The organism is Neobacillus rhizophilus (genome assembly GCF_018343535.1).
Taxonomy (GTDB): domain Bacteria; phylum Bacillota; class Bacilli; order Bacillales; family Cytobacillaceae; genus Neobacillus; species Neobacillus rhizophilus.
In genome coordinates this window covers 464,210-484,859 of record NZ_JAGYPF010000002.1, presented here as the reverse complement: position 1 = coordinate 484,859, position 20,650 = coordinate 464,210, and the positions used below count along the sequence as shown (strand labels likewise).

17 protein-coding genes are annotated in these 20,650 nt (G+C 39.7%); 9 read left to right on the top strand and 8 right to left on the bottom strand.

Annotated elements, in window-relative coordinates:
* Positions 1–235: 235 nt before the first annotated feature.
* Together KHA99_RS10240 and KHA99_RS10235 are read right to left on the bottom strand one after the other, a co-directional pair.
* Complete coding sequence (locus KHA99_RS10240; RefSeq protein ID WP_213117349.1) at positions 236–5,224, bottom strand: lamin tail domain-containing protein; 4,989 nt, start codon at positions 5,222–5,224, stop codon at positions 236–238.
* Between the two features lie 445 nt (positions 5,225–5,669).
* Entirely contained in the window at positions 5,670–6,815 is a 1,146-nt protein-coding gene (locus KHA99_RS10235) for a HupE/UreJ family protein (RefSeq protein ID WP_249366643.1), read from the bottom strand.
* Positions 6,816–7,258: 443 nt separating this feature from the next.
* On the opposite strand from KHA99_RS10235, the gene KHA99_RS10230 reads away from it, so the two are divergent.
* From KHA99_RS10230 to KHA99_RS10210, 5 genes are all read left to right on the top strand, one after another.
* Positions 7,259–8,140 (top strand): selenium metabolism-associated LysR family transcriptional regulator, encoded by an 882-nt coding sequence (locus tag KHA99_RS10230; protein ID WP_213117347.1) that lies wholly within the window; start codon positions 7,259–7,261, stop codon positions 8,138–8,140.
* A gap of 23 nt (positions 8,141–8,163) precedes the next feature.
* Entirely contained in the window at positions 8,164–8,739 is a 576-nt protein-coding gene (locus KHA99_RS10225) for a CD3073 family putative ECF transporter S component (protein ID WP_213117346.1), read from the top strand.
* Positions 8,729–9,193, top strand: a complete 465-nt coding sequence (locus tag KHA99_RS10220) for a CD3072 family TudS-related putative desulfidase (RefSeq protein ID WP_213117345.1) — start codon at positions 8,729–8,731, stop codon at positions 9,191–9,193. The genes KHA99_RS10225 and KHA99_RS10220 overlap by 11 nt, the downstream gene beginning before the upstream one ends.
* Positions 9,194–9,824: 631 nt before the next feature.
* On the top strand, positions 9,825–10,418 hold the full coding sequence (locus KHA99_RS10215) for a DUF5317 domain-containing protein (protein WP_213117344.1): 594 nt from the start codon (positions 9,825–9,827) through the stop codon (positions 10,416–10,418).
* Between the two features lie 173 nt (positions 10,419–10,591).
* Entirely contained in the window at positions 10,592–12,433 is a 1,842-nt protein-coding gene (locus KHA99_RS10210) for a bifunctional diguanylate cyclase/phosphohydrolase (protein ID WP_213117343.1), read from the top strand.
* Positions 12,434–12,667: 234 nt separating this feature from the next.
* On the opposite strand, the gene KHA99_RS10205 is transcribed toward KHA99_RS10210, so the two are convergent.
* The 4 genes from KHA99_RS10205 to KHA99_RS10190 form a co-directional block, all read right to left on the bottom strand.
* The gene (locus KHA99_RS10205; RefSeq protein WP_213117342.1) at positions 12,668–13,318 is read right to left on the bottom strand and encodes an amino acid ABC transporter permease; all 651 of its coding nucleotides are present in this window, start codon (positions 13,316–13,318) and stop codon (positions 12,668–12,670) included.
* A gap of 11 nt (positions 13,319–13,329) precedes the next feature.
* Entirely contained in the window at positions 13,330–13,983 is a 654-nt protein-coding gene (locus KHA99_RS10200) for an amino acid ABC transporter permease (protein WP_213117341.1), read from the bottom strand.
* Positions 13,984–14,056: 73 nt separating this feature from the next.
* Positions 14,057–14,872 carry a transporter substrate-binding domain-containing protein gene (locus KHA99_RS10195; RefSeq protein WP_213117340.1) on the bottom strand — a complete coding sequence of 272 codons (816 nt, stop codon included), beginning with the start codon at positions 14,870–14,872 and terminating at the stop codon, positions 14,057–14,059.
* Between the two features lie 17 nt (positions 14,873–14,889).
* The gene (locus tag KHA99_RS10190) at positions 14,890–15,618 is read right to left on the bottom strand and encodes an amino acid ABC transporter ATP-binding protein (RefSeq protein WP_213117339.1); all 729 of its coding nucleotides are present in this window, start codon (positions 15,616–15,618) and stop codon (positions 14,890–14,892) included.
* 430 nt (positions 15,619–16,048) lie between these two features.
* On the opposite strand from KHA99_RS10190, the gene KHA99_RS10185 reads away from it, so the two are divergent.
* Genes KHA99_RS10185 through KHA99_RS10170 form a run of 4 tightly spaced genes read left to right on the top strand, consistent with a single transcriptional unit; the run spans position 16,049 to position 18,529 of the window.
* Entirely contained in the window at positions 16,049–16,420 is a 372-nt protein-coding gene (locus KHA99_RS10185; RefSeq protein WP_213117338.1) for a GntR family transcriptional regulator, read from the top strand.
* Positions 16,421–16,427: 7 nt separating this feature from the next.
* Positions 16,428–17,291, top strand: a complete 864-nt coding sequence (locus tag KHA99_RS10180; RefSeq protein WP_213117337.1) for an ABC transporter ATP-binding protein — start codon at positions 16,428–16,430, stop codon at positions 17,289–17,291.
* The gene (locus KHA99_RS10175) at positions 17,288–17,935 is read left to right on the top strand and encodes an ABC-2 transporter permease (RefSeq protein ID WP_213117336.1); all 648 of its coding nucleotides are present in this window, start codon (positions 17,288–17,290) and stop codon (positions 17,933–17,935) included. Before KHA99_RS10180 ends, KHA99_RS10175 begins: the two co-directional genes overlap by 4 nt.
* Before the next feature lie 12 nt (positions 17,936–17,947).
* A complete protein-coding gene (locus KHA99_RS10170; protein ID WP_213117335.1) occupies positions 17,948–18,529 on the top strand; it encodes an ABC-2 transporter permease in 582 nt (193 codons plus the stop codon).
* A 250-nt stretch (positions 18,530–18,779) separates the two neighbouring features.
* Here KHA99_RS10170 and KHA99_RS10165 read toward each other — a convergent pair whose 3' ends face one another.
* Together KHA99_RS10165 and KHA99_RS10160 are read right to left on the bottom strand one after the other, a co-directional pair.
* Positions 18,780–20,042: an MFS transporter gene (locus KHA99_RS10165; RefSeq protein WP_213117334.1), complete on the bottom strand. Its 1,263-nt coding sequence runs from the start codon at positions 20,040–20,042 to the stop codon at positions 18,780–18,782.
* Between the two features lie 259 nt (positions 20,043–20,301).
* Positions 20,302–20,622 (bottom strand): DUF3870 domain-containing protein, encoded by a 321-nt coding sequence (locus KHA99_RS10160; protein WP_213117333.1) that lies wholly within the window; start codon positions 20,620–20,622, stop codon positions 20,302–20,304.
* Positions 20,623–20,650: the final 28 nt, after the last annotated feature.

Sequence of the window (20,650 nt, the reverse complement as noted above, 5' to 3'; positions counted from 1 at the left end):
CGGTACTCATCTTTTCTTGGGCTCACGGGCAGAATAGAAGGCTTATTAAAGACATTTTTGCCTTCCCCTAGACAGTTGGTCTTTAAGAAGGCACGGTAAGGAGTGTTTTTCAGTGGTCTCGAACCGTCCCAGTCATTACATGATAGTTCGATGAATTTCAACAACAAAAAATAGGGCTGTGCTCTTCGCACAACCCTTACACTTTAACGCTTTAACCGAGTGGGGGTCTGACCCCCTAATTATTCTTCCTCTCATTTCCAGGTCTATCTACCGGTGCCCCCGTCTTAAATCTCCAGACATCCGACACGGCTGTACCACCAAATTTATCGGTCACCTTCGTATACCAGCTGCTGAAGCTATTTCCAGGAAGCTTCTTCCACTCCACACTAGCAGCCGATCCGCTTTGGATGTTCTCACTTGTGCCGATTTGTTCATCTGTATAAACATTAACACCAATATAATCAGTGGCCACTTGTTTAGCGGTAGGTCTTACTTGGTAATCAATGTCAAATTCGTCTTTGCCTGGTTCGTCAAAGAAGTTTTCGTCATCCTTGTATGGCGAATACGTATTGACATGAATTTTTTGATTATCAAGGTCAAATTGAAGGAAACGCATATATCCGCTGCCGCCTTCTAATCCAGACTGATAATCGGACAACATTTCAACTACCGTTCTGCCATCATCCGTATGCTTTACATTATAGGCAACTCCATGATAGTGGCCGCAAAGGACCATAGATACATTCTTATTTGGAGCGACGATGTCAGTCCAAATCTTCTGGCCGTCCCCTCCATAGGCACCGCTTGGCGTAATGTAAGAATGAGTGGCGATAATGGCTTGACGATCAGGATATTTTTGCAGAACCTCATTCGCCCACTTAATGGTTTCCCCTTGAACATCCCAGCCTAAATACATAACGATGAAATCCTGGCCATTTTGAGAAACAAGATCATAATGGTCACGGTTGTTGTGGTTGTCACCGCCATACGTTGGCTGCTTCTCAAATCGATCTCTGCCGAAATACTTGTAATACTCGGAGTAATCCGCTTCAGAGAAGTTAACGTCATGGTTTCCGGCAACTACCCCGTAGTTCATACCCGCATCATCAAGCAGTTTCATACTTTCATCGGCAACAGCCCATTCGTCCGGACGGTACCAATCGTCTACAATATCCCCTGTATGAATCGAATAGATGATTTTCTTTTCATCCTTTTGATCTACCAGATATTTCATCATGGTTCGATAAATGTCTGGATAGGCGTCTGCATAATATTGGGTATCACTCACCCATGCAAAGGTGAAATCTACATCTTCTGGTGATGGGAATAAATCTTGAATTAACACATGCACCACATTATCGCGCACCATGTCCCCTGCATTTACTTTCGCTCTTAATTCAAAGTCCTCATTGCCAATTCCAGATGTAGCCCTTTCCCATTTTTCTGTCTTATAATTCCATGTATACATCGTTACTTGGCGGCCTTCATGGGAATGACCATTCCATACGACCTCGACTTCATCATTTGGCGAGAGTTCTTTATCGATTGTAAAATCGAATCGGTGATATGGAAATTCACCATTTGTATCGTTCACGAAATACTGGCCATCTTTCTCTTTTACCTTTGCAATGGCCTCTTTAGGGAAAGCTTCCTCTCCGGAAGGAACTAATTCTAATGGCGGCTCGCGGTCAGTCTTGTTGGAATAAGCAGAGATTTGTGAATCCCCAGCAAAGTCATATTTATATGCTTTGTAAAAACCAACATCCAGTGCATCACCATCTGGGTCAGTCACTTTGACACTAAGATCCGCTTTGCCATTTACCTTCGAATCACCTGAAGGCTTTGCTTCGCTTGGCTGATCCGGATTATGGTTAATCATCGTAAAGGACACTTTTTTCGTTGTTACATTTCCTGCTTTATCTGTTACACTCACTTCTAACGTATGTGTACCAGCTTCCAAAATGGGAGAGAAAGGAAGCTCTACCGTTTTTCCATCCAATAAGGCAGTGATGGTCTCTACTCCGGAACCTGCATCTGTTGCTACCACACTTAAGCTCACTTGCTCTTTATAGGATTTTCCGTCTTCAATAGAAAGAGTTTCGATAGTAGGTGCCGTGTTATCTACCACCACTTTTTTCGAAATCGATTCACCATTTGCACTGGTAAGCTGCAGCTGATGCTCTCCATCTGCTAACGTTGTCGTATCCATTTTTTTTGCAACAGCCGGGAAGGCAGCAGCAGGAATATCAATCGTATAGTGGATCTGCGGCAATGCATCCTTAATGGTGATTCTTGCCTTCGGATCCGCAACCGGTGTTAACTTCCCGGTATCCGATTGAATTTGAGCAGTAATCGCTGGTTTCTCTCCATTCCAAAGAAGGATTTCTACATTTTGCAAATGGTAATCATCGTTATTTCCTTCCAACCCTTTAGGATCCTTTCCATTCCCTGAGGTCAAGGTTATTTTGTTCACACCCGGTTTTATCATTTCCTTTGGTAATGGCAGTATTGCAGATTTATAATTGGTCACACCCGGCATAATCGAGGCAAGTTCATCATTAACAAATAGCCCGTTATTGAAGGAGGCTTGCATATCTTGTGCTTCAAATGAAATATAAGCATCTTCAGGCATAGACGGCTGCGTTTCAAGGACTTGACCATCTATCGACATACTTAACTGATGATCAGCTGTCTTGCTGCGCCCCTCCAAAAGCTCAGTTCCACGCAGGTATTCACCATCCTTAATGTTTAACACCAATGGCTCCGTCTGACCAGCAAAGGTACGTTTATAAGGCTTACCGCCATGATCCAGAGTAGATACAGCATTGAACCCATCCGTCGCCGTGAAATAGTATTCAATAGATTCTGCATTCATAATTTGGTAACGCGGAATGAGTTCAGAAATATACTTTCCATCATCCGAACGGAGCATATTCACACGTGTATACTCGCTTGCACCGTTACGTTTAAGATACAAGTTTACTTGCTTAATAGATTGGTTATCGGTTACATTCGTTTCCAATGTAAAATCCTTTATCTCCTGAGCAGCTGTTGAAGGCTGATGGGATATGACTGGACTCACTTCGTCTGCGGCCACTTCCACCGGCACATCCGGCACTTGGGCATTTACCAGAACACCTGGTGTTGGCTGTTGACCAGAGCCTCTTAAGAACATCCGGTTACTTCCATCCTTTGGGTACTCATAGACAACACTTTTTCCATCAATGGCATCGTCCTGTGTTACACTGAACCATGCTTGTGAAATGATCCCCTTATCTGCATGTGAAACAGGATAAGCGGCATCGGCAGCAATCAGTATTCTGCCCTCTTCGGCATCCGGCAGGCCAAGGCCACTCCAATAAACAGGCAGTACCTTGCTGTCAGCAATTTTTGTACCATAGTGAGCTTTGAATTGGGCAATACCTTCATTCTTACTGTCATAGGATTGAAGCCAGACAACGGCTGTTTCCTGAGCTGGTAAGATAAAATCAGTTGGAATATCGATCAGCGTTGAAGCACCGCCTCGATTTTCAAAAAGAAGTTTATAATCTTCTAGATTGATCTCTTTGTTTGTATTATTGTAAACCTCTACATACTCGTACTTCTCCGTACCAACATTCGCAGGAACAATCTCGGTAATCAACAGACTGGATTCAACCTGCTTGTCCGACTTAAAAAGCTGAATCTCGAACAATTTTCCTTCTGTATCCAATGTAGTTCCCACATTCAAACCATCTGTCGCTTCAATATAGTATTGGAGCTTTGATGTCCCTTCCAGCGCCTCTTTAGGAATGACGGCATGATATTGGCCATCCGTACCGGAAGTCATCGGAGTTGATTTGAAGGTTTCGTCTTCTTTTTTCTTATAAAATAAAGTTGCACCCTTTACATTTTGGTCATCTGTCACATAGGCAGTAATAGGTAAATCCTGCACCTTAGTAGAACCCGTTGGAATCATATGTTGAATGATTGGCTTTAAAAAGTCCTCAGGAAGCTGTACTTTCTTATCCGGCATTTGCTCAGGCAAAACCGTACCTGGTGTTGGCGAGACTTTACTAGCAATCTTCGTCATGAGTGGATCACCAGATGGTTCGGCTTTATAAATAGCACTTTTGCCATTTTGATCATCCGATTTATCAGTAGAACTTCCTTGCATATTATAAGTAACCTTCGAAACAATTTCTCCTGTTTTGGTCATTAAGGTAAAATGGTGTCCACCGGTATTAACAAATCCATAAAAAGGTTCTAAAATAGCAATCTGATTCTCGGAAATGATTCCACGATAGTTCGCGATAAAATCTTGAATCGTCGCATCTTGGTTCGTTTTTTGGTTCCAAAGGACAATCGTTTCACCCGGTTGCAGAATGCGATCACCTGGAATCTCAAACTCATTAAGTGAAGGATTCGCCCAATTTCCATATCTAAGCTTATATTGATTTAGAGGAATAGGGCGATTGGAGTTATTATAAAGTTCAATGTATTCGTAGGACTCGCCCATTGTTGAACTATAATCCAAGGAGTTAAACAAGACTTCAGTGATTTGCAAATAAGGCCCTTCGCCTCCTACTTCTTCACCAATTTGAACCGTATATAATTCACTTGGTTCAGCAGGATTCCGGGTAACATTCACCCCATCCGATGCCTCAATATAATACTGAAGGCTAGCAGCCCCCTCTAGGGCAGATTGCGGAATATTGACCGTAAAGTCTGTAAATCCATTCCCATCAACGATCCCAGCCGTCATGGCCATCTTTTTAAAATCTGTATCCTTATTCGTTTTGTAAAAAACATTTGCTTCCGTGATGGCTCCATCGTCGGCAATTTTTGCTGTGATGCTGATATCTTCCGGTTGTTCCAAGTTCGTCACTGCCGTATGATTGATTTGTGGGGCAGAATTTGATTGTACCTCTTGTTCTGCTGGCTTTTGGTCAGTTGGTGCACCGCCTTCTCCTGGCACGGTTTCAGTTGGTGCTCCACTTTCTCCTGGTACCGGTTCAGTTGCTGCCCCTGTTCCTTCCTGTTCTGTTGACGCCTTACTTTCTCCTGGCGCTTGATCCGTCGGTGTCCCAGTTTCTCCCGGTCCCTGGTTGAGTTCTGGAATCACCCGATTAGTTTCGATTGCTAATGCTTGTGGTGAGAACAAACTTACAGACATCGCCATGATGGATAGCGATGAAAGCAAACGGTTTCGCTGCTTTCTCATCTTCTTCATCTTTTTCTTCAAGGCCTCTCCCCTCTTTCCCTTACGTTTTTAAAAAATCTATGAATCTTTTCTATAAAAGTCAGATTACGATAAATTCCCCTCCTTTTCTTCTAAAAAACCAATAAGGTGACATTTTTGACACCCCAATAAAATATATCAATTGAAGATTAAGAAAATTGTATGAAAAGTGTAATAATTCTTTAATTAATTGTAATTTTGTTGTAAAACTAGTAAAATTTATCCAGTACTTTTCAATTAGTTTTGTCGAATAATGTCTAAGCATGTTATATCCGCAACTCACAACAATCGGAAACCTCAATGATGAACAATCTACATTCACTGCTAATAGAAAGCAAAATACCACCCAAGTCTTCTGATGTTGCTTGAAGGCGGGTGGTAGATTCGTTTTATATAATAAATGAGAGTGGTTTATCATAAATGACATTCTGGTTTCTCTATCAATAGTCTAAAACAATGTTCGCTCAATCAACCAATACAGACCGATTATGGCAATACCTCCTGACACACAAAAGGCGGCCTGACGATACCATTTCCGCCGGCTGACAAGGATTAAAAGCGGCAGCAGAACCGCTGCGACAATGATCTGGCCGATTTCAACCCCCAGGTTAAAGGAGAATAAGGATAAAATATAATGATCACCCAGTGCGCCTTGAAGAATCTGGGCAAAGCCGAATCCATGAATAAGTCCAAAACCAAGAGCTAAAAGCCAGCGCCACTTAAGCTTCTTGATCCAAATATTTTCAATCGCAATGTAAACGATACTTAGTGCGATTAATGGTTCAATGAAGCTTGCCGGTATCCTGAGAACATCCAGCGCTGCAATCGCAAGGGTAATACTGTGACCAATCGTAAATGCCGTTAGGATTTTGATATAGTTCTTCAATGGTTGTTGTAATATAACAAGAGCGGCTACAAACAATAAATGATCATACCCTGTCCAAATATGTTCGACTCCTAGCTTGACATATTCCCACATCGTATTCAGCCAGCTTGGAATGGTGATTTCCGTTGTAATGGTCCCTGAAGATACACTTGCAACATGACCGGATACAGTACGGTCATCTTTGTTAAAAACCTTCTCCACTTCCGTATCGCCTATATGTATAGTCGCAAAGTTTTGATGAAGAGCGTCAAACTGATCAAAAAAGAACTTGTAATCTATTTCGTATGTATCAACGGGCTCCGAAAATACATAATTCATATCAATGAGAACAGTTGGGCCATCTTTTCGCTCGGCCATGGATATCCCCTTAATACTAGGTTCTGCAGTTTCTCCATTGTTAGTTACAGTTAAGAATTCATGGATGAAAGGCTTGAGGTCCTCCTCCGTCCAGCTTACCTCCGGTCTAGAAGCTTCGTTTTGTGATGGTTCACCAATAACAAAAACTCTTTTCGATTGCGCATCTACCCATTGAGCTACTTCACTTGGATCAAGGTATAATTGGTATTCGATGGTCTTGTCATGTATTTCAATATCGGAAAAGCCAACCGTATTCATGTGCGCTTCTACCCCTCGGGGATTACCGCAAAACAGAATCACAGAAAGAATCATTAATGATAATAGGCTAATGATTTTTCTGCCTTTTAGCATAACCAAAACTATCACCCTCCTAAACATGTCAGAATATATACTATCAATTAATTATTAAGTTGATGTATGTGCCATGTTAAGAAAGTTTTAAAAATTAAGATATTAGGAATTAGTATATTATACTATGGCCCTGAGATGGCAGAGGTGCCACTGAATTTGACTCGAGCGGCTCTGATAAGATGTATAGGGACGGTTCTTTTGTTTCAGTTGATGGTGAAATTACATTGGTATCCTCCATTTGCCTCGGGTTATGATGCACGAGAACCGTCCCCATGCATCACTCATGGTTTCACAAAAATTACATATATTGTCCAGAAATCCCTATTTGAATTGGTTAAAATGAGAATATAATCCTGTTCATGATAGAGATTTATTTTTTTAATTTCTATATAAAATTTTTAAATAACAAATATAAAAAATGCTAATACGGATGGAGCGAGCATATGAATTTAAATAAACTTGATGCTTTTGTTTTAGTTGTAGAGAAAGGAAGCTTTTCCGAGGCGGCAGCGGCTCTTAATAGTTCCCAGCCTGCGATTAGCCTTAAAATTAAAAGCTTGGAAGATGAACTTGGACTCCCCCTGCTTGACAGGGGGATGTCGGGGATTCAGCCAACGGCTGCAGGCACCCTGGTTTACCAGGCAGCGAAGGAATTGCGACGAAGATGGCAGAAACTTGAGGATGATCTGCATGGACTTCAAGAGACCCTAACCGGAAACCTGACAATTGGCGCCAGCACGATTCCAGGTACATACCTAGTTCCCAGTTTGGTAAAGGCTTTTCGTGATCATTTTCCAAACGTCGAGGTATCCATCGATATCAATGATTCTGAAGACTCCCTTAAGAAGCTGCTCGACCAGCAAGTGGATATCGCCATCGTGGGGATGAAGCCTGCTTCTCCCAAATTAAGCTCCCGCCAGCTTACAAATGACTCGCTCGTGTTAATCACGCCGAATCATCACCCGCTCATCCATACGGCGGAGGCGGATTTCAGCCAGCTGCACCACTATGAATTTGTCGTCAGAGAAAGCGGTTCGGGCACCAGAAAGAGAATGGAAGAATTTCTCGCCGGGCATGGGCTGGAATTAACTGATTTAAAAATTGGGTTATCCATTGGAAGCACAGAGGGGGTGATTGCCGCTGTCGAAGCCGGGCTTGGAATCAGCTTTATTTCAAAACTGGCTGCGCTTCCTGCAGTAAAGGCTGGCCGCGTCCAAATGGTAGAAAATATCGATCCAATTCAGCGCAGCTTTTATTTTACCACCCTCAAGGAAGCAGAAAATCGACCGTTAATCAAAGAGTTTGCCAATTTATTATTTAAATAGTTTTTTAAAAGGGAGAAGAAGCTATGAAAACCAGTAAAACGATGATTTTAACCTATTCGGCGATGGGGATTGCCTTAAATGTGATTTTAGGTACCGTCGTTTCATCTTTAAAAATTCCGCTTTTATTCCTGGATACAATCGGCACTGTGCTAATTGCCGTTTTATTCGGACCTTGGTGGGGAGCGCTGGCAGGCGCCTTAACAAATGTGGTGCTCGGCGTGACAACCGGGGGTTCCGCTATTTTCTTCGGCCTTGTGAATGTAGCGATCGCATTAGTGGTAGGATATATAGCAAAAAGGTTTGATTTCACCAAATGGTACGTTGCACTTATAACAGGACTGATTTTATCGGTCGTGGCCCCATTAATCGGCACGCCAATTGCTGTTGCCCTTTTCGGCGGTTTGAATGGCAGCGGGATGGACGTAGTGGTGCTCTGGCTCCGGGCTGCCGGTGATAGTGTATTTGCTTCCACGTTTATTTCCAGAATTACCGGCAACTTTGTCGATAAAATTATTACCTGCCTGCTCGTTATGTTCATGGTCACAAAGCTTCCATATTTTGCAAAACTGGTAAAGAAGGAGAACCGAAATGCAGCGTAGCAAACAGATACTCATTGTTTCCCATTGTATTTTAAACCAGAATACCGTCATTCCAGATGAGGCCAGAGCAGCGGGAGCGGTTATTTCAGCAGTAGAATGGGCCATGAAACAAGGCTATGGATTGCTGCAGCTTCCCTGTCCGGAATTTACTTTTCTAGGACTGGACCGGCCGTCGATGACATACGAGCAATATAATACACCGGAATACCGAAAGCATTGCCGTGAAATCCTGAAGCCTGTTTTGTCTCAAGCCGAGGATTACATAAAAAACGGCTATGAAATTGCAGGAATTCTTGGCATCCAAAGCAGCCCTTCCTGTGACCCCACGCGCGGCATCTTTATGGAAGAATTAACCGAAATGTTTGCGGAAAAGGGCATCAAACTAAAGAAACTTTGGTATTTGCCCAATACCAGCGAACCTGTTTTTGACAGCGAAAAACATTTTGTAGAGTGACGCTCCTCATCTTAACGGCCCGCTTTGTCGAAAAGCGGGCTTTTTCATTTCGATGATGCACGAGAGAACGCATAGATCTCTCTTTCTAAATGAAATTGATTCACTTCAACTAAATCTTTCTTTAACCCATCAAAAAAGCCCATAACCATTCTCCTTCATTTTTTTACTACCTGCTTTTTTTGATTTGCTAAAAAAATAACTTTCAGGAATAAAAACCCAAAAATTATATTAAAACATCTATTTAATACCATTATAGGTCTTTTAAAGTAATAGTATATTAGGTATTTTTGTTTAAAATACTTAGCATGAATGTATAGAAGTTATAAAGGATTTCACCTTGCCAACAGCCGAAATTTCTAGAACTTCAGGAAATTTCAGAATTCGAAAGCAGATATGATGCACGAGAACCGTCCCCATGCTTCTCTAGAACTTCAGGAAATTTCAGAATTCGAAAGCAGACATGATGCACGAGAACCGTCCCCATGCTTCAACATTTATTGTTGAAATTTATAAAAAATTGTTGTAATTTGCTGGGTGAATATTTTACTATAATAATTGAAAATATTACCTCAATTTCATAGATTGTGTAATTAATTGATATAAAAAATTGAATATAGGTGGGCAAGTAGAGATGGTTTATGATGGGATTTTGTTGTCTTTGATTGTTGGGTTTATCCGGAAAGGGAATCTGAGGGGGCTGGCTCAGTTAAAGCTTAAGTGGGGTTGGATTTTTCCTTTATTGTTGATTGTTCAAATCATTACCTTTGTCTATCAGAATGATATCAAATTTCTTGGAAAAGCCAGTGAATCTATCTATATGGTCGTTTATATCATTGGTTTGCTATTTTTATACTTAAACCGAAACCACAAAGGGTTTATGATTATTTTTATCGGTGTTTTTTTAAACTTTTTGGTGATGGTGGTAAATGGGGGAAGAATGCCGGTCTCAGAAGAAGCGGCGGCTGTGTTGGATCCCATGTATATCCAAGCCCTTAAGGACGGTCTATACGCGAAGCATATTCTATTAACAGACTCTACTATACTTGGGTTTTTAGGCGATATCATACCATTAGGTCCACCCTATCCTCGTACACAGGTCATTAGCATTGGCGATGTAGTGATGAATATTGGCGCGTTTCTCTTTATCCAATATTTAATGCTCCAGCCAAATAAAAAAAATAGAGAAATCACCTCCCATTCTTTGAAAGGAGGTGAAACACGATGAAAAAAGCTCAAGGTCTTAAAATCACAGGTTTACTTTATAATGCAATCATTATTGCTTCCGTTATTATTGCATTAACATCTGGATTCAAATTTGGTGAATAATTATTACCGAAGGGAAGTTATGCAGCATAACTTCTCTTTTTAAAAATTTATCGATATGAGAAGTGAAAAATAATGCGACTGTTTAAAACTCCAGCTAATCGATACATTTCCCTAGTTTCCATAGCCAGCATCATCGTATTTTTAGTATCAATTGACTTCAGAAACTACAGCAGTCATGACTGGACTGCCATTTATGCATTAGTTGGCGCCATCCTGCTGCTTAATCATTATAATATTCTTCTTCCGCCAAAGGGTAATGCCCTTTCGATGGATTCTTCCGTATTTTTGGCAAGCCTGTTTTTATTTGGCTTAAATATAACCCTATATGTTTTATTAATCTATTCGGTTATTTTTATGTTCACACTAAGAAAAATGGTTTGGTGGAAACATGTTTATAATTTTTCGATTTACACTGTAATGATTATAACTGCTCATTATGTCTTTCTTTACTTGGGTGGAACAACAGATTCGATTCAACCGAGTAATTTAATTCCTTATGCTGTTTCTTTAAGTGTCTATTTTGCAGTAAATATCCTTTTACTAGGAATCTATTTTTTATTAGTCGCAGATGAAAATCTAATGAACGTGTTAACAGGAATGCTTAAAGAGGCGATTGCCCCTTATGTTAGTACTCTTATGCTTTCGCTAGTTTTGGCTACTTTAATGAGTTCCAATCCTATCTTTGGCCTGTTTCTATTTACTTGTATTACCGTTTTACTATCGGTAGCATTTCAACAGCATTTTAAATTATTTAAAAAGATCTCTGAAAAAGCGAATAGAGATTACTTAACCGGTCTAAATAATCACGGATATTTCAAAGAACTACTGGAAAAAGAAGTCAAGATTGCCAAGGATACGGAGCAGCCTTTAAGTGTCGCGCTGCTTGACCTTGATGATTTTAAAAAATATAACGATATTTTTGGGCACATCCAAGGAGACCAGCTGCTGAAGGAGTTTGGTGCTCTTTTAGAAAAAGAAGCAAAATCGAACAGCTATACGGTTGCTCGCTATGGCGGAGAAGAATTCTCCCTTCTCATGCCGAGGACAAGTCTTCATCGGGCCCATTCTTTTATCAATGAACTTAGAAAGAAAACCAATGATACCCATTTTAAAGGGGTTGAAAAACTGGCCTATGGCTGTCTATCCTTTTCAGCCGGAATCGCGGAATGCTCGAAGGAAACCTATAGTATTTCGCAGCTGTTAAATCAAGCGGACCAAGCCATGTATTCCGCAAAGAACCAAGGGAAAAACCTGGTCCAGCTCTTTAATGAGAACTCCGAATATACGGTGCAGCACTCCCTTTCGATCGAAAAGGACCTCGAAGAAGCGGAGCAGCAGCTGAAAATTTTCCTTTCGAAGGATGTCTATACCTATCGTCACAGTAAACGGGTGTACCAGTATGCCGTTGATTTTTCCCGCAAGTTAAACTTATCCGATAGTGAACGAAAGAACCTGATCCTTGGCGCTCTCGTTCATGATATTGGCAAGCTCGAGATTCCACGGGATATTTTAAATAAAAAAGGAAAGCTTGAGCCCCATGAATGGGAAATGATGAAAAAGCATGTAACCTGGGGCAAGGAAATTATCTCGACCAATAAGAAGCTGGAAGATTTAATTCCTTTAGTCGAACTCCATCATGAACGATATGATGGGAATGGCTATCCTTATGGCCTAAAAGGAGTATCTATACCGAAATTAGCCAGGATTCTATGCATTATTGATTCCTTCGACGCCATGACAACCGAACGGCCCTACCAAAAAACAAAAACATTTAAGGAAGGCATCGCGGAATTAAGAGCATGCTCCGGAAAGCAATTCGACCCTCAATTTGTCGAACCGTTTATAGAAATCATCGAGCAGCGTGAACATGTTGAAGAAGTCTATGAGGATGGAAATGTGGCGGTTAATTCTTAGGGCTCAAACAGAGGGAAGTTCCTTGAGGTCAGCTAAAAGTAAATTGTGATTAATTTTTTAAAAATGGAAGGCAGCATTGTCTTTCATTTTTTTATTTACTTTATCAGTTATCTGTTTATTTTTGCTAAATTAAATTCAGAAATAGTTCCATCCTTAGGAACTTCATTCTTTTTGAAAAAGATACCGATTTTCTTTTTATCCAAAGAAAATCGGTAATGGAAATGTTTTTCCCTTTTATGCTTGCCTGCTTTCCAGCCTGCGCGCAATTAATGATAGACAATAGTTAACTATAAAGTACATGAGCGCGACTACGATAAAAACAGGAATAATGTAGTTAACGTTTTGTGCGTAAATGATTTGAGCATTATGCATAAGCTCCGGTAAGGCAACTATGACGCAGAGTGAAGTGTCCTTCAATAGAGAGATAAATTGGCTGACAATCGGAGGAACCATTCTCCTTAACGCTTGCGGCATAACAATAGTCCGTAATGTTTGGATGTACGTTAATCCTGATGAACGGGCCGCTTCTATTTGACCTTTATCGACGGAATTCAAACCGCCCCTGACAATCTCCGCAAGCATGGCAGATTCAAACACAGTCAATGCCGAGATTGCCGCTACCGTAACGCTAAGCTTGATTCCCACTTCCGGGAGAGCGAAAAAGGTAAAGAAAATGATAAGCAAAAGCGGCATATTCCTAATTGTTTCAACAAGCACAGCCACAACCTTAGAGACAACCGGAATTTTGGCATACCGCAATGTTCCTAATAGAATTCCAATAATAAAACTTAGCACAATCGAAATAAAAGCAACGTATAACGTCAGCCAAAAACCATCGGCGAGGAATTTTAAATGATCAGCTGAAAGAGCTCCTGTGATATCCATAATTCCCCTCCTTAATGATTTCTAGCCAGGCGTTTTTCCAAATAACCAACGCCGAGACTTAATGGTATGGTTAACACAAGATAGAACAGCGCAACAAAAATGTACACATCAAATGTAACGAATGTATGGGAGGAAACAATATCCCCAAAGTACATTAAATCAAGTCCTGCAATGATTCCTAAAATAGATGAATTTTTTACAAGATTAATAAACTGATTGCCAATTGGAGGAATGACGATTTTGATCGCTTGGGGCAAAATAATCGTCCTCATCGCCTGCACATAGGTGAGACCGGATGATCTTGCTGCCTCCATTTGCCCTTTCGGAACAGATTGTATGCCAGCTCGAATCGCTTCGGCTATAAACGATGCCGTATAAATGGAAAGGGCGATCGTCCCTGCCACAAATCCAGAAAGCGTTACGCCAACTGCAGGAAGACCGACATAAAAGAAGAAGGCGATGATAAGAAGCGGTATATTTCTAATAAACTCAACATACACAGTGCCTATCCAATTTAAAGGCTTAATTGGAGCAATTCTCATAACGGCTACAATCACACCTATAATAAAACTACCGACCAGGCCAATGATACTTGCAAATATCGTGTTCTTAAATCCTTCTAAATATGTATCCAGGTTATTTATTAATATTGAAAAATCAATCATATTGGATCTCCCCCTTTTTCTTGGAAGTAATATCAGGATGAGCACGTTGGCTCATCCTGATATCAATAGATACTTAGTTGGATTTGATCCACTTATTTTTAATTTCGTCATACTTCCCGCTGTCTTTCATCTTCTTTAAAGCGCTATTGATTGCATCGACTAATTCTTTATTTCCTTTTTTAACAGCAATTCCGTAAGGCTCATCGGTAAAAGTACCGCCGACTAACTCATAGTTTGAATCCTGGTCTACCATTCCATAAAGAATCGAATCATCCGTTGTCAGCGCATCCCCTTGTCCGGACTTCAACGCTGTAAAAGCTTCCGTATAGTTTTCAAATTCCAATACAGTTGTCTCTGGAGCCTTTTCACGAATATTTACAGCGGATGTTGAACCTTTAACCGCCAAAACCTTCGTGCCCTTTTTTAAATCTTCCAGCCCTTTGATTGGGCTTCCTTTTTTGACAAGCAGGGATTGGCCGGCTTGAAAGTAGACATCTGAGAAATCAACCTCTTTTTTACGTTCCTCTGAAATGGTCATGGTTGCTACGATCATATCAATATCGCCATTATTTAGCATCGGGATACGGGTTTTAGATGTAACCTCTTTAAACTCAATCTTTTTCTCATCACCAAGGATGTCTTTTGCCAACTCTTTTGAAATATCAATATCAAAACCTTCTACTTCGCCGGAACTTGGGTTCTTCAGTCCAAATAATCTTGTATCATATTTTACACCGACTACAATTTTGTCTTTCTCCTTAATTTGCTCTAAAGCATTTTTTGCTGCAGTGCCTGACGTTTCTTTATCGCTCTTGCCGCATGCTGAAAGGAGCATGGAAGCCGATAATAAAAGAATTCCAGTAATCTTACTTGCTTTACTTTTAAACATATAAATCCCCCTAAAGTTTAATGATTTAAGACACGGCTGAGAAATAGACGCGCTCTTTCTTCTTTCGGATTTGCGTAAAAATCAGCCGGTTTTCCCTGTTCCAAAATTTGCCCGTGGTCCATAAATATAATGCGGTCAGCAACTTCTTTTGCAAATCCCATTTCATGGGTAACGACTACCATCGTCATCCCTTCTTTTGCTAACGCTTTCATAACATCCAGCACTTCACCAATCATCTCTGGATCTAGAGCAGAAGTAGGCTCATCAAACAACATAATTTCAGGCTTCATGGCAAGTCCTCTTGCAATTGCAACCCTTTGCTGCTGCCCCCCTGATAACTGTGATGGATAGGAGTTCACTTTATCTGGTATACCAACTTTTTCAAGATAATATCTTGCTGTTTTTTCAGCTTCCTCTTTTGATTGGTTTAAAGCCATCGTCGGGGCAAGTGTGATGTTTTGAAGAACAGTTTTATGCGGATATAAATTAAAATGCTGAAATACCATCCCGATATTTCGCCTTAACTCATTGATGTTTGTTTTTTTGTCATTTACTTTTACACCGTTAACAATTAATTCTCCATCACTGATTGTTTCTAGCCGATTAATACAGCGAAGCATCGTACTTTTCCCAGACCCGGAAGGTCCAATGACAACGACCACTTCCCCCTTATTAATTTCTAGATTAATATTTTGGAGAACATGAAAGTCTCCATAATACTTATTTACAGAATCAAACCGAATCATTTCAAACCTCCTCTCAGTTGTACGTTTTTATATGTATGGGACCTGTCAAATTGTTAGAAGAAGCAAAATTTCAACTCTTTGGAACAGTCTAACAATTTATGTCCATATTCTATTCTACAATTCGTTTCCAATTTAGTAAATATCAACTAATAAACTTGTGAATATTCCTTTAAAAAACTAGATCCTGCAAACGCATATTTTACTTATTAAAAAGAATCCAATTTGACCCTTTTTGCTAGTTAATATTAGGTTTGTTAATTTCTAGTAAGAAGGAAACTGGTTATTTTTTAGCCCTTTGGTGATAATATGTGTTCTCCTTTTTGTTTTTATTATGATTTGGCATTTACACCCTTCCATCAATTGACAAATCTGTTTATACTGTATATAATCATTATGAACAGTATGATTAATAAAAATTGCAGGTGTTCAAATGAATATCATCATTTCTAATAGTAACGATCAGCCCATTTATAACCAAATCAAAGAACAGATCAAGGAGCAGATTTTGCGGGGAGAACTGGCGGAGAAAACAACCCTCCCTTCTATCCGCAAACTAGCAAAGGATCTACAGATCAGTGTGATTACAACAAAAAGGGCATACGATGAATTGGAAAAGGAAGGGTTTATTGAAACCTTTCCTGGAAAAGGTTCCTTTGTTGCATCCCAAAATCACGAGCTGCTAAAGGAAAAACAACTAAAGCTAATTGAAGAGAAGCTAAGTGAAATCATCGAGCATAGCAAGGCTTTTAATATTAATGTGGATGAATTAATGCAAATGCTTAAACTGCTATACGAGGAGTGACTAACCAATGGAAAATATTATGGAAGTAAACGGCGTCTCCAAGGGACTTAAAGATTTTCAACTGAGCAATCTTTCATTCGATTTCAAAAAAGGCTATATTATGGGATTGATTGGACCAAACGGAGCCGGAAAGAGCACGTTGATTCGCTGCTTGATGGACTTAGCCAAGATCGACTCGGGTGAAATTAAATTGTTTGGAATGACTCACCAGGAAAACACGAAAGATATTAAGCAACGGATCGGCTTTGTATACGATGAAAGTCATTTTTATGAAGAGTTTTCGCTGGAGAAAAACAAGCGGATTATTGCACCTTTTTACAAGCACTGGGATGACGAAACATTTTATAGCTATACAAAAAAATTCCATCTTCCACTAAAGATGAAACTTAAACACTTATCTAAAGGGATGAAAATGAAGTTTGCGATTGCGGTTGCGCTAGCTCATCATCCTGAACTGATTATTTTGGATGAACCAACGGCAGGGCTTGACCCCGTTTTCAGAAGAGAATTGCTTGATATTCTGCTAGAAATCATCCAAGACGACAAGAAATCGGTCTTTTTTTCTACCCATATTACCACCGATTTAGAGCAGGTCGCTGATTTCATCACGTTTATGAATAATGGAGAAATCATTTTCAGTAAGGAAAAGGATGCTATTTTTGAAGATTACAAGATTGTGAAAGGGCCGAGTGAGCTTGCCGGGGAGATCCAAAGCCTCAATCCGGTAGGTATGAGAAAAACAGATGTAAGTATTGAGGCCCTCATTACCGATGTACACAATGTCGCCCCCCTTCTTCCCCAAGGTGTTCAACTTGAACGGCCGACGCTCGAAGATATCATGTATTACACGGTAAAGGGGATTACGTCATGAAACAGTTACTTTTAAAAGATTTATATACGCAAAGATTATTTGGTTTTCTTTTTCCATTGATATTTATCATGCCTTTCTATTCGATATCTTTAAATGGCGCTAACTATATCGTTGTTTATGTTACGTATGTTGCCATTTGGCTCTCTATTTATTCCAACTTCGGTACGGCTGCATCAAACAGACTGGGGCTAAAGCTGCTGTCGAGCCTGCCGGTCACAAGAAAAAAACTAGTACAAGGAAAATACTGCGCCGCATTCATGTGGTGGGGGATCAGCCTAATCAGTTACGGAACGATTGCTTCACTTATTTTAATATCGACGAATAATATTCTCGGTTGGGGAACCATTCTCAGTTTGGTCTTATCGCTTTGTCTAGCATTCATCATCATTTCTGTTTTCTATCCTCTATATTTTTTATTTAACTATCAAGTGGCGGCAGGAATCACGATGGTTATTCCTGCGCTGGCCTTTTTTGGAATGACTTTCTCGACAGTTATGTATGATGAAAATAGTCTGCCTTTACAGTGGGAGCTGTTTCTGATCGAGAACCTCTTATTCTACTTTTTATTTATTCTTGTAAGCATGCTGATTACATTCGCTTCTTATAGATTGTCAGTAGCTATTTTTGAGAAAAAAGATTTGTAAAGGGGACTGGATATGCTTAATGTAATAAGGCTGAACATAAGAAGTATCAAAATTTGGGAAGTGATCATGTTCATCCCAGCAGTATTTGTACTTGCGTTCCTAGCCAGCCCGAATTTCATGCATCCTTATTATATGTGGATTTTTTATTTAACATTTGGGCTATCTAGCATTTCCCTTAATCCAAAAAAACACGAAAAAGTCCAACGGACCATTTTTAGCTTACCCATTACAAAAAAAGAATATATTGGGGCAATCTATCTTCTTGTGGTTATTTGGTTTTTCCTCGCGACAATCGTTACAACATTCATTGCCTTTATGATTGATCGAGAAATGGAATTTTTTACATTCGAATTATGGATCACCATGTTTTTTCTGTTCCTATTTTTTAGCTCGATTTATTTGCCGTTTGGAATGTTTTTCAAACGAGCAGGAATGATTATTCCTATAGCCTTGATCACTTTCATCATCACCATTCGGGAGACATCGGGGGTCTCTGAGATCCATTTTCATCCAATCTTATTCATTTCGATTATCATATTCGGTTTATCGTACTATCTTTCAACAATGATCATCAAGGGGAAAGATATATCGTAAAATGGAATATATAATAAATGAAAACTCGCCGATTGGCGAGTCCGATAGGACGAAGACAGAGGCGTAGTTGAATTTATACTTTCCTATTAGCTAAAAAAGAGAAGTGCTGCTAACACTTCTCACTAAAACCTCTACCGTCAGGGTGGTGGTTGTTACAATATATTTATTTCTGAGAACCACCTTTTGCTTCCTACGCGGGGCGGTTTTCTTGTTTTCTAGAACGTTACTCCGAAAGAAATAAGCTCTAGTTTCACGCAGAATAATTTTTGGCACTATTTTCAATTTGTTCTACAGAGTTGTTATTTTGATATGGGTCATACATTTTTTCTCGGATAAATAAAGCTGGAATAATCCCTGCTATTGCATAAGCTATTCCAAGTGTGGCTAAACCAAATCCAATTGATTGAGCTTGTGAAATAATACCTATGCTGACAGGCGCGATCGCGGCACCAAACCGCCCAATGTTATACGCTCCTCCACTAGCCGTTCCACGAATGTGTGTAGGGAAACTTTCACTCATGTACGTACCATTCACCCCATAGGGTGTTCCATAAAGGAATCCAAAAATGGTAAGTAATATAATGATATTGCCTGGTGTATGATACATGATAAGGAATGGCAAGAAAATCGCAGTAGATAACCCGCCAATTGCATATACAGCACGACGACCTATTAAATCTGCTAACCAGCCGGCAAGAATCTTGCCAAAAATTAATGCCGTATAGGTTCCAACAAGATATCCTGTCATCTTTTTAAAATCGAAACCTAAATCCTCTACAAGATACGTTGGAAGCCATGTTCCTACACCATAAAAACCAAACTGTAAAAAGGTTGAAGTAAAAATCCAGAAGATAAAAATAGATCTTACTTTTGGTTCTTTAAAGATGGCTACCCATTCGTTTTTCTTAATCTTTTTAGGTTGTTGCTTTGCTTCAACCCATCCTTGGGGTTCAGGAATCTTCCGTCTTATATAAATTGCCAAAACAACTGGTATTATCGATATGAAGAAAAGCGGCCTCCAACCGTAAATTGGCAAGATCGCATTTGCTAACAGGGCTGCCACTAAATATCCCACTGAATAAGCTGCTTGTAATGATCCTAATATCGTCGTTCTTTTTTTTGTTGGTACATATTCGGCCATTAGCATCATAACTATAGAATATTCTGCCCCTATTCCAATGGCAGAGATAAAACGAATGGCTAGGAATTGCTCGTAAGTTTGAGCAAGCCCTAGGAATGCCGTACCAACAGAGAAAAGCACCATCATATAGACCGCCATTTTCACCCGGCCAAATCGGTCAGATAACCAGCCGCCTACAATTCCTCCAACTGCCATGCCAATTAAGGATAATGTACTGATAAACCCTGCAGCTGCTTTTGTAATTTGAAATTCTTCCATTAAACTTGGAAGAGTTAATGAGAGCATTTGTATATCCATTCCATCTACGATGAGGCCTAGAAAACAAGCGATAAATACAATAATCCAAGGTCGACTTACTTGTGTTTTTTCCATAGATACACTCCTTTTTTCAAATAATTTAATTTAAAGCGGTTACATTACTGAAATAAAAATGGCTATCCTAAACATTACTATTAAAAACTTAATAGTAGTTGTTTAAGATAGCCAGATAGTTCACTAGTTTATATTAAAAAAGGTTATTTTTTTAATAGCTAATGAATAGGCAATAATGATTTTAATAATTCTATTTTACACCAATTTTCTAATAATTCAATACATAATTTAAAAGCTTTGAATATCCCAGAAGATATAGTTAATTTTGTAAATAATTATCGTGATATTTTTGGCGGGCAACTTTTAGCGCAACAATCAAAGCTCCTTGAGATTGAATTAAAAAATCCTGCTCGATCTCCTTAAGCAAGGAACTAATATCCTTGCTAAAATCAGTTCCAATGACAATACGCTTTAAATAGTCTTTTGCCAAATCCGTAATAAAGGTAGCATCTGCATTCACGATAATATGATTTTGTTTATGAATCTCAAGCATAATTCCGATCTGCTTATTATTCTCATACATGGGTGTATTTTGCGGTGCTTTTGCATAAGCAGAAATAAATACTGTTGGCATTCCCATTACTCAACATCCTTTCAAGAGTAAGATA

Excerpts from the sequence above, each read along its gene's own strand:
- KHA99_RS10220 (WP_213117345.1), top strand. The coding sequence starts at position 8,729 with ATGCAGCGTAGCAAACAGATACTCATTGTTTCCCATTGTATTTTAAAC.
- KHA99_RS10170 (WP_213117335.1), top strand. The coding sequence starts at position 17,948 with ATGCTTAATGTAATAAGGCTGAACATAAGAAGTATCAAAATTTGGGAA.
- KHA99_RS10175 (WP_213117336.1), top strand. The coding sequence starts at position 17,288 with ATGAAACAGTTACTTTTAAAAGATTTATATACGCAAAGATTATTTGGT.
- KHA99_RS10210 (WP_213117343.1), top strand. The coding sequence starts at position 10,592 with ATGCGACTGTTTAAAACTCCAGCTAATCGATACATTTCCCTAGTTTCC.
- KHA99_RS10230 (WP_213117347.1), top strand. The coding sequence starts at position 7,259 with ATGAATTTAAATAAACTTGATGCTTTTGTTTTAGTTGTAGAGAAAGGA.
- KHA99_RS10185 (WP_213117338.1), top strand. The coding sequence starts at position 16,049 with ATGAATATCATCATTTCTAATAGTAACGATCAGCCCATTTATAACCAA.
- KHA99_RS10180 (WP_213117337.1), top strand. The coding sequence starts at position 16,428 with ATGGAAAATATTATGGAAGTAAACGGCGTCTCCAAGGGACTTAAAGAT.
- KHA99_RS10190 (WP_213117339.1), bottom strand. The coding sequence starts at position 15,618 with ATGATTCGGTTTGATTCTGTAAATAAGTATTATGGAGACTTTCATGTT.
- KHA99_RS10195 (WP_213117340.1), bottom strand. The coding sequence starts at position 14,872 with ATGTTTAAAAGTAAAGCAAGTAAGATTACTGGAATTCTTTTATTATCG.
- KHA99_RS10200 (WP_213117341.1), bottom strand. The coding sequence starts at position 13,983 with ATGATTGATTTTTCAATATTAATAAATAACCTGGATACATATTTAGAA.
- KHA99_RS10165 (WP_213117334.1), bottom strand. The coding sequence starts at position 20,042 with ATGGAAAAAACACAAGTAAGTCGACCTTGGATTATTGTATTTATCGCT.
- KHA99_RS10225 (WP_213117346.1), top strand. The coding sequence starts at position 8,164 with ATGAAAACCAGTAAAACGATGATTTTAACCTATTCGGCGATGGGGATT.
- KHA99_RS10215 (WP_213117344.1), top strand. The coding sequence starts at position 9,825 with ATGGTTTATGATGGGATTTTGTTGTCTTTGATTGTTGGGTTTATCCGG.
- KHA99_RS10205 (WP_213117342.1), bottom strand. The coding sequence starts at position 13,318 with ATGGATATCACAGGAGCTCTTTCAGCTGATCATTTAAAATTCCTCGCC.
- KHA99_RS10160 (WP_213117333.1), bottom strand. The coding sequence starts at position 20,622 with ATGGGAATGCCAACAGTATTTATTTCTGCTTATGCAAAAGCACCGCAA.
- KHA99_RS10235 (WP_249366643.1), bottom strand. The coding sequence starts at position 6,815 with ATGCTAAAAGGCAGAAAAATCATTAGCCTATTATCATTAATGATTCTT.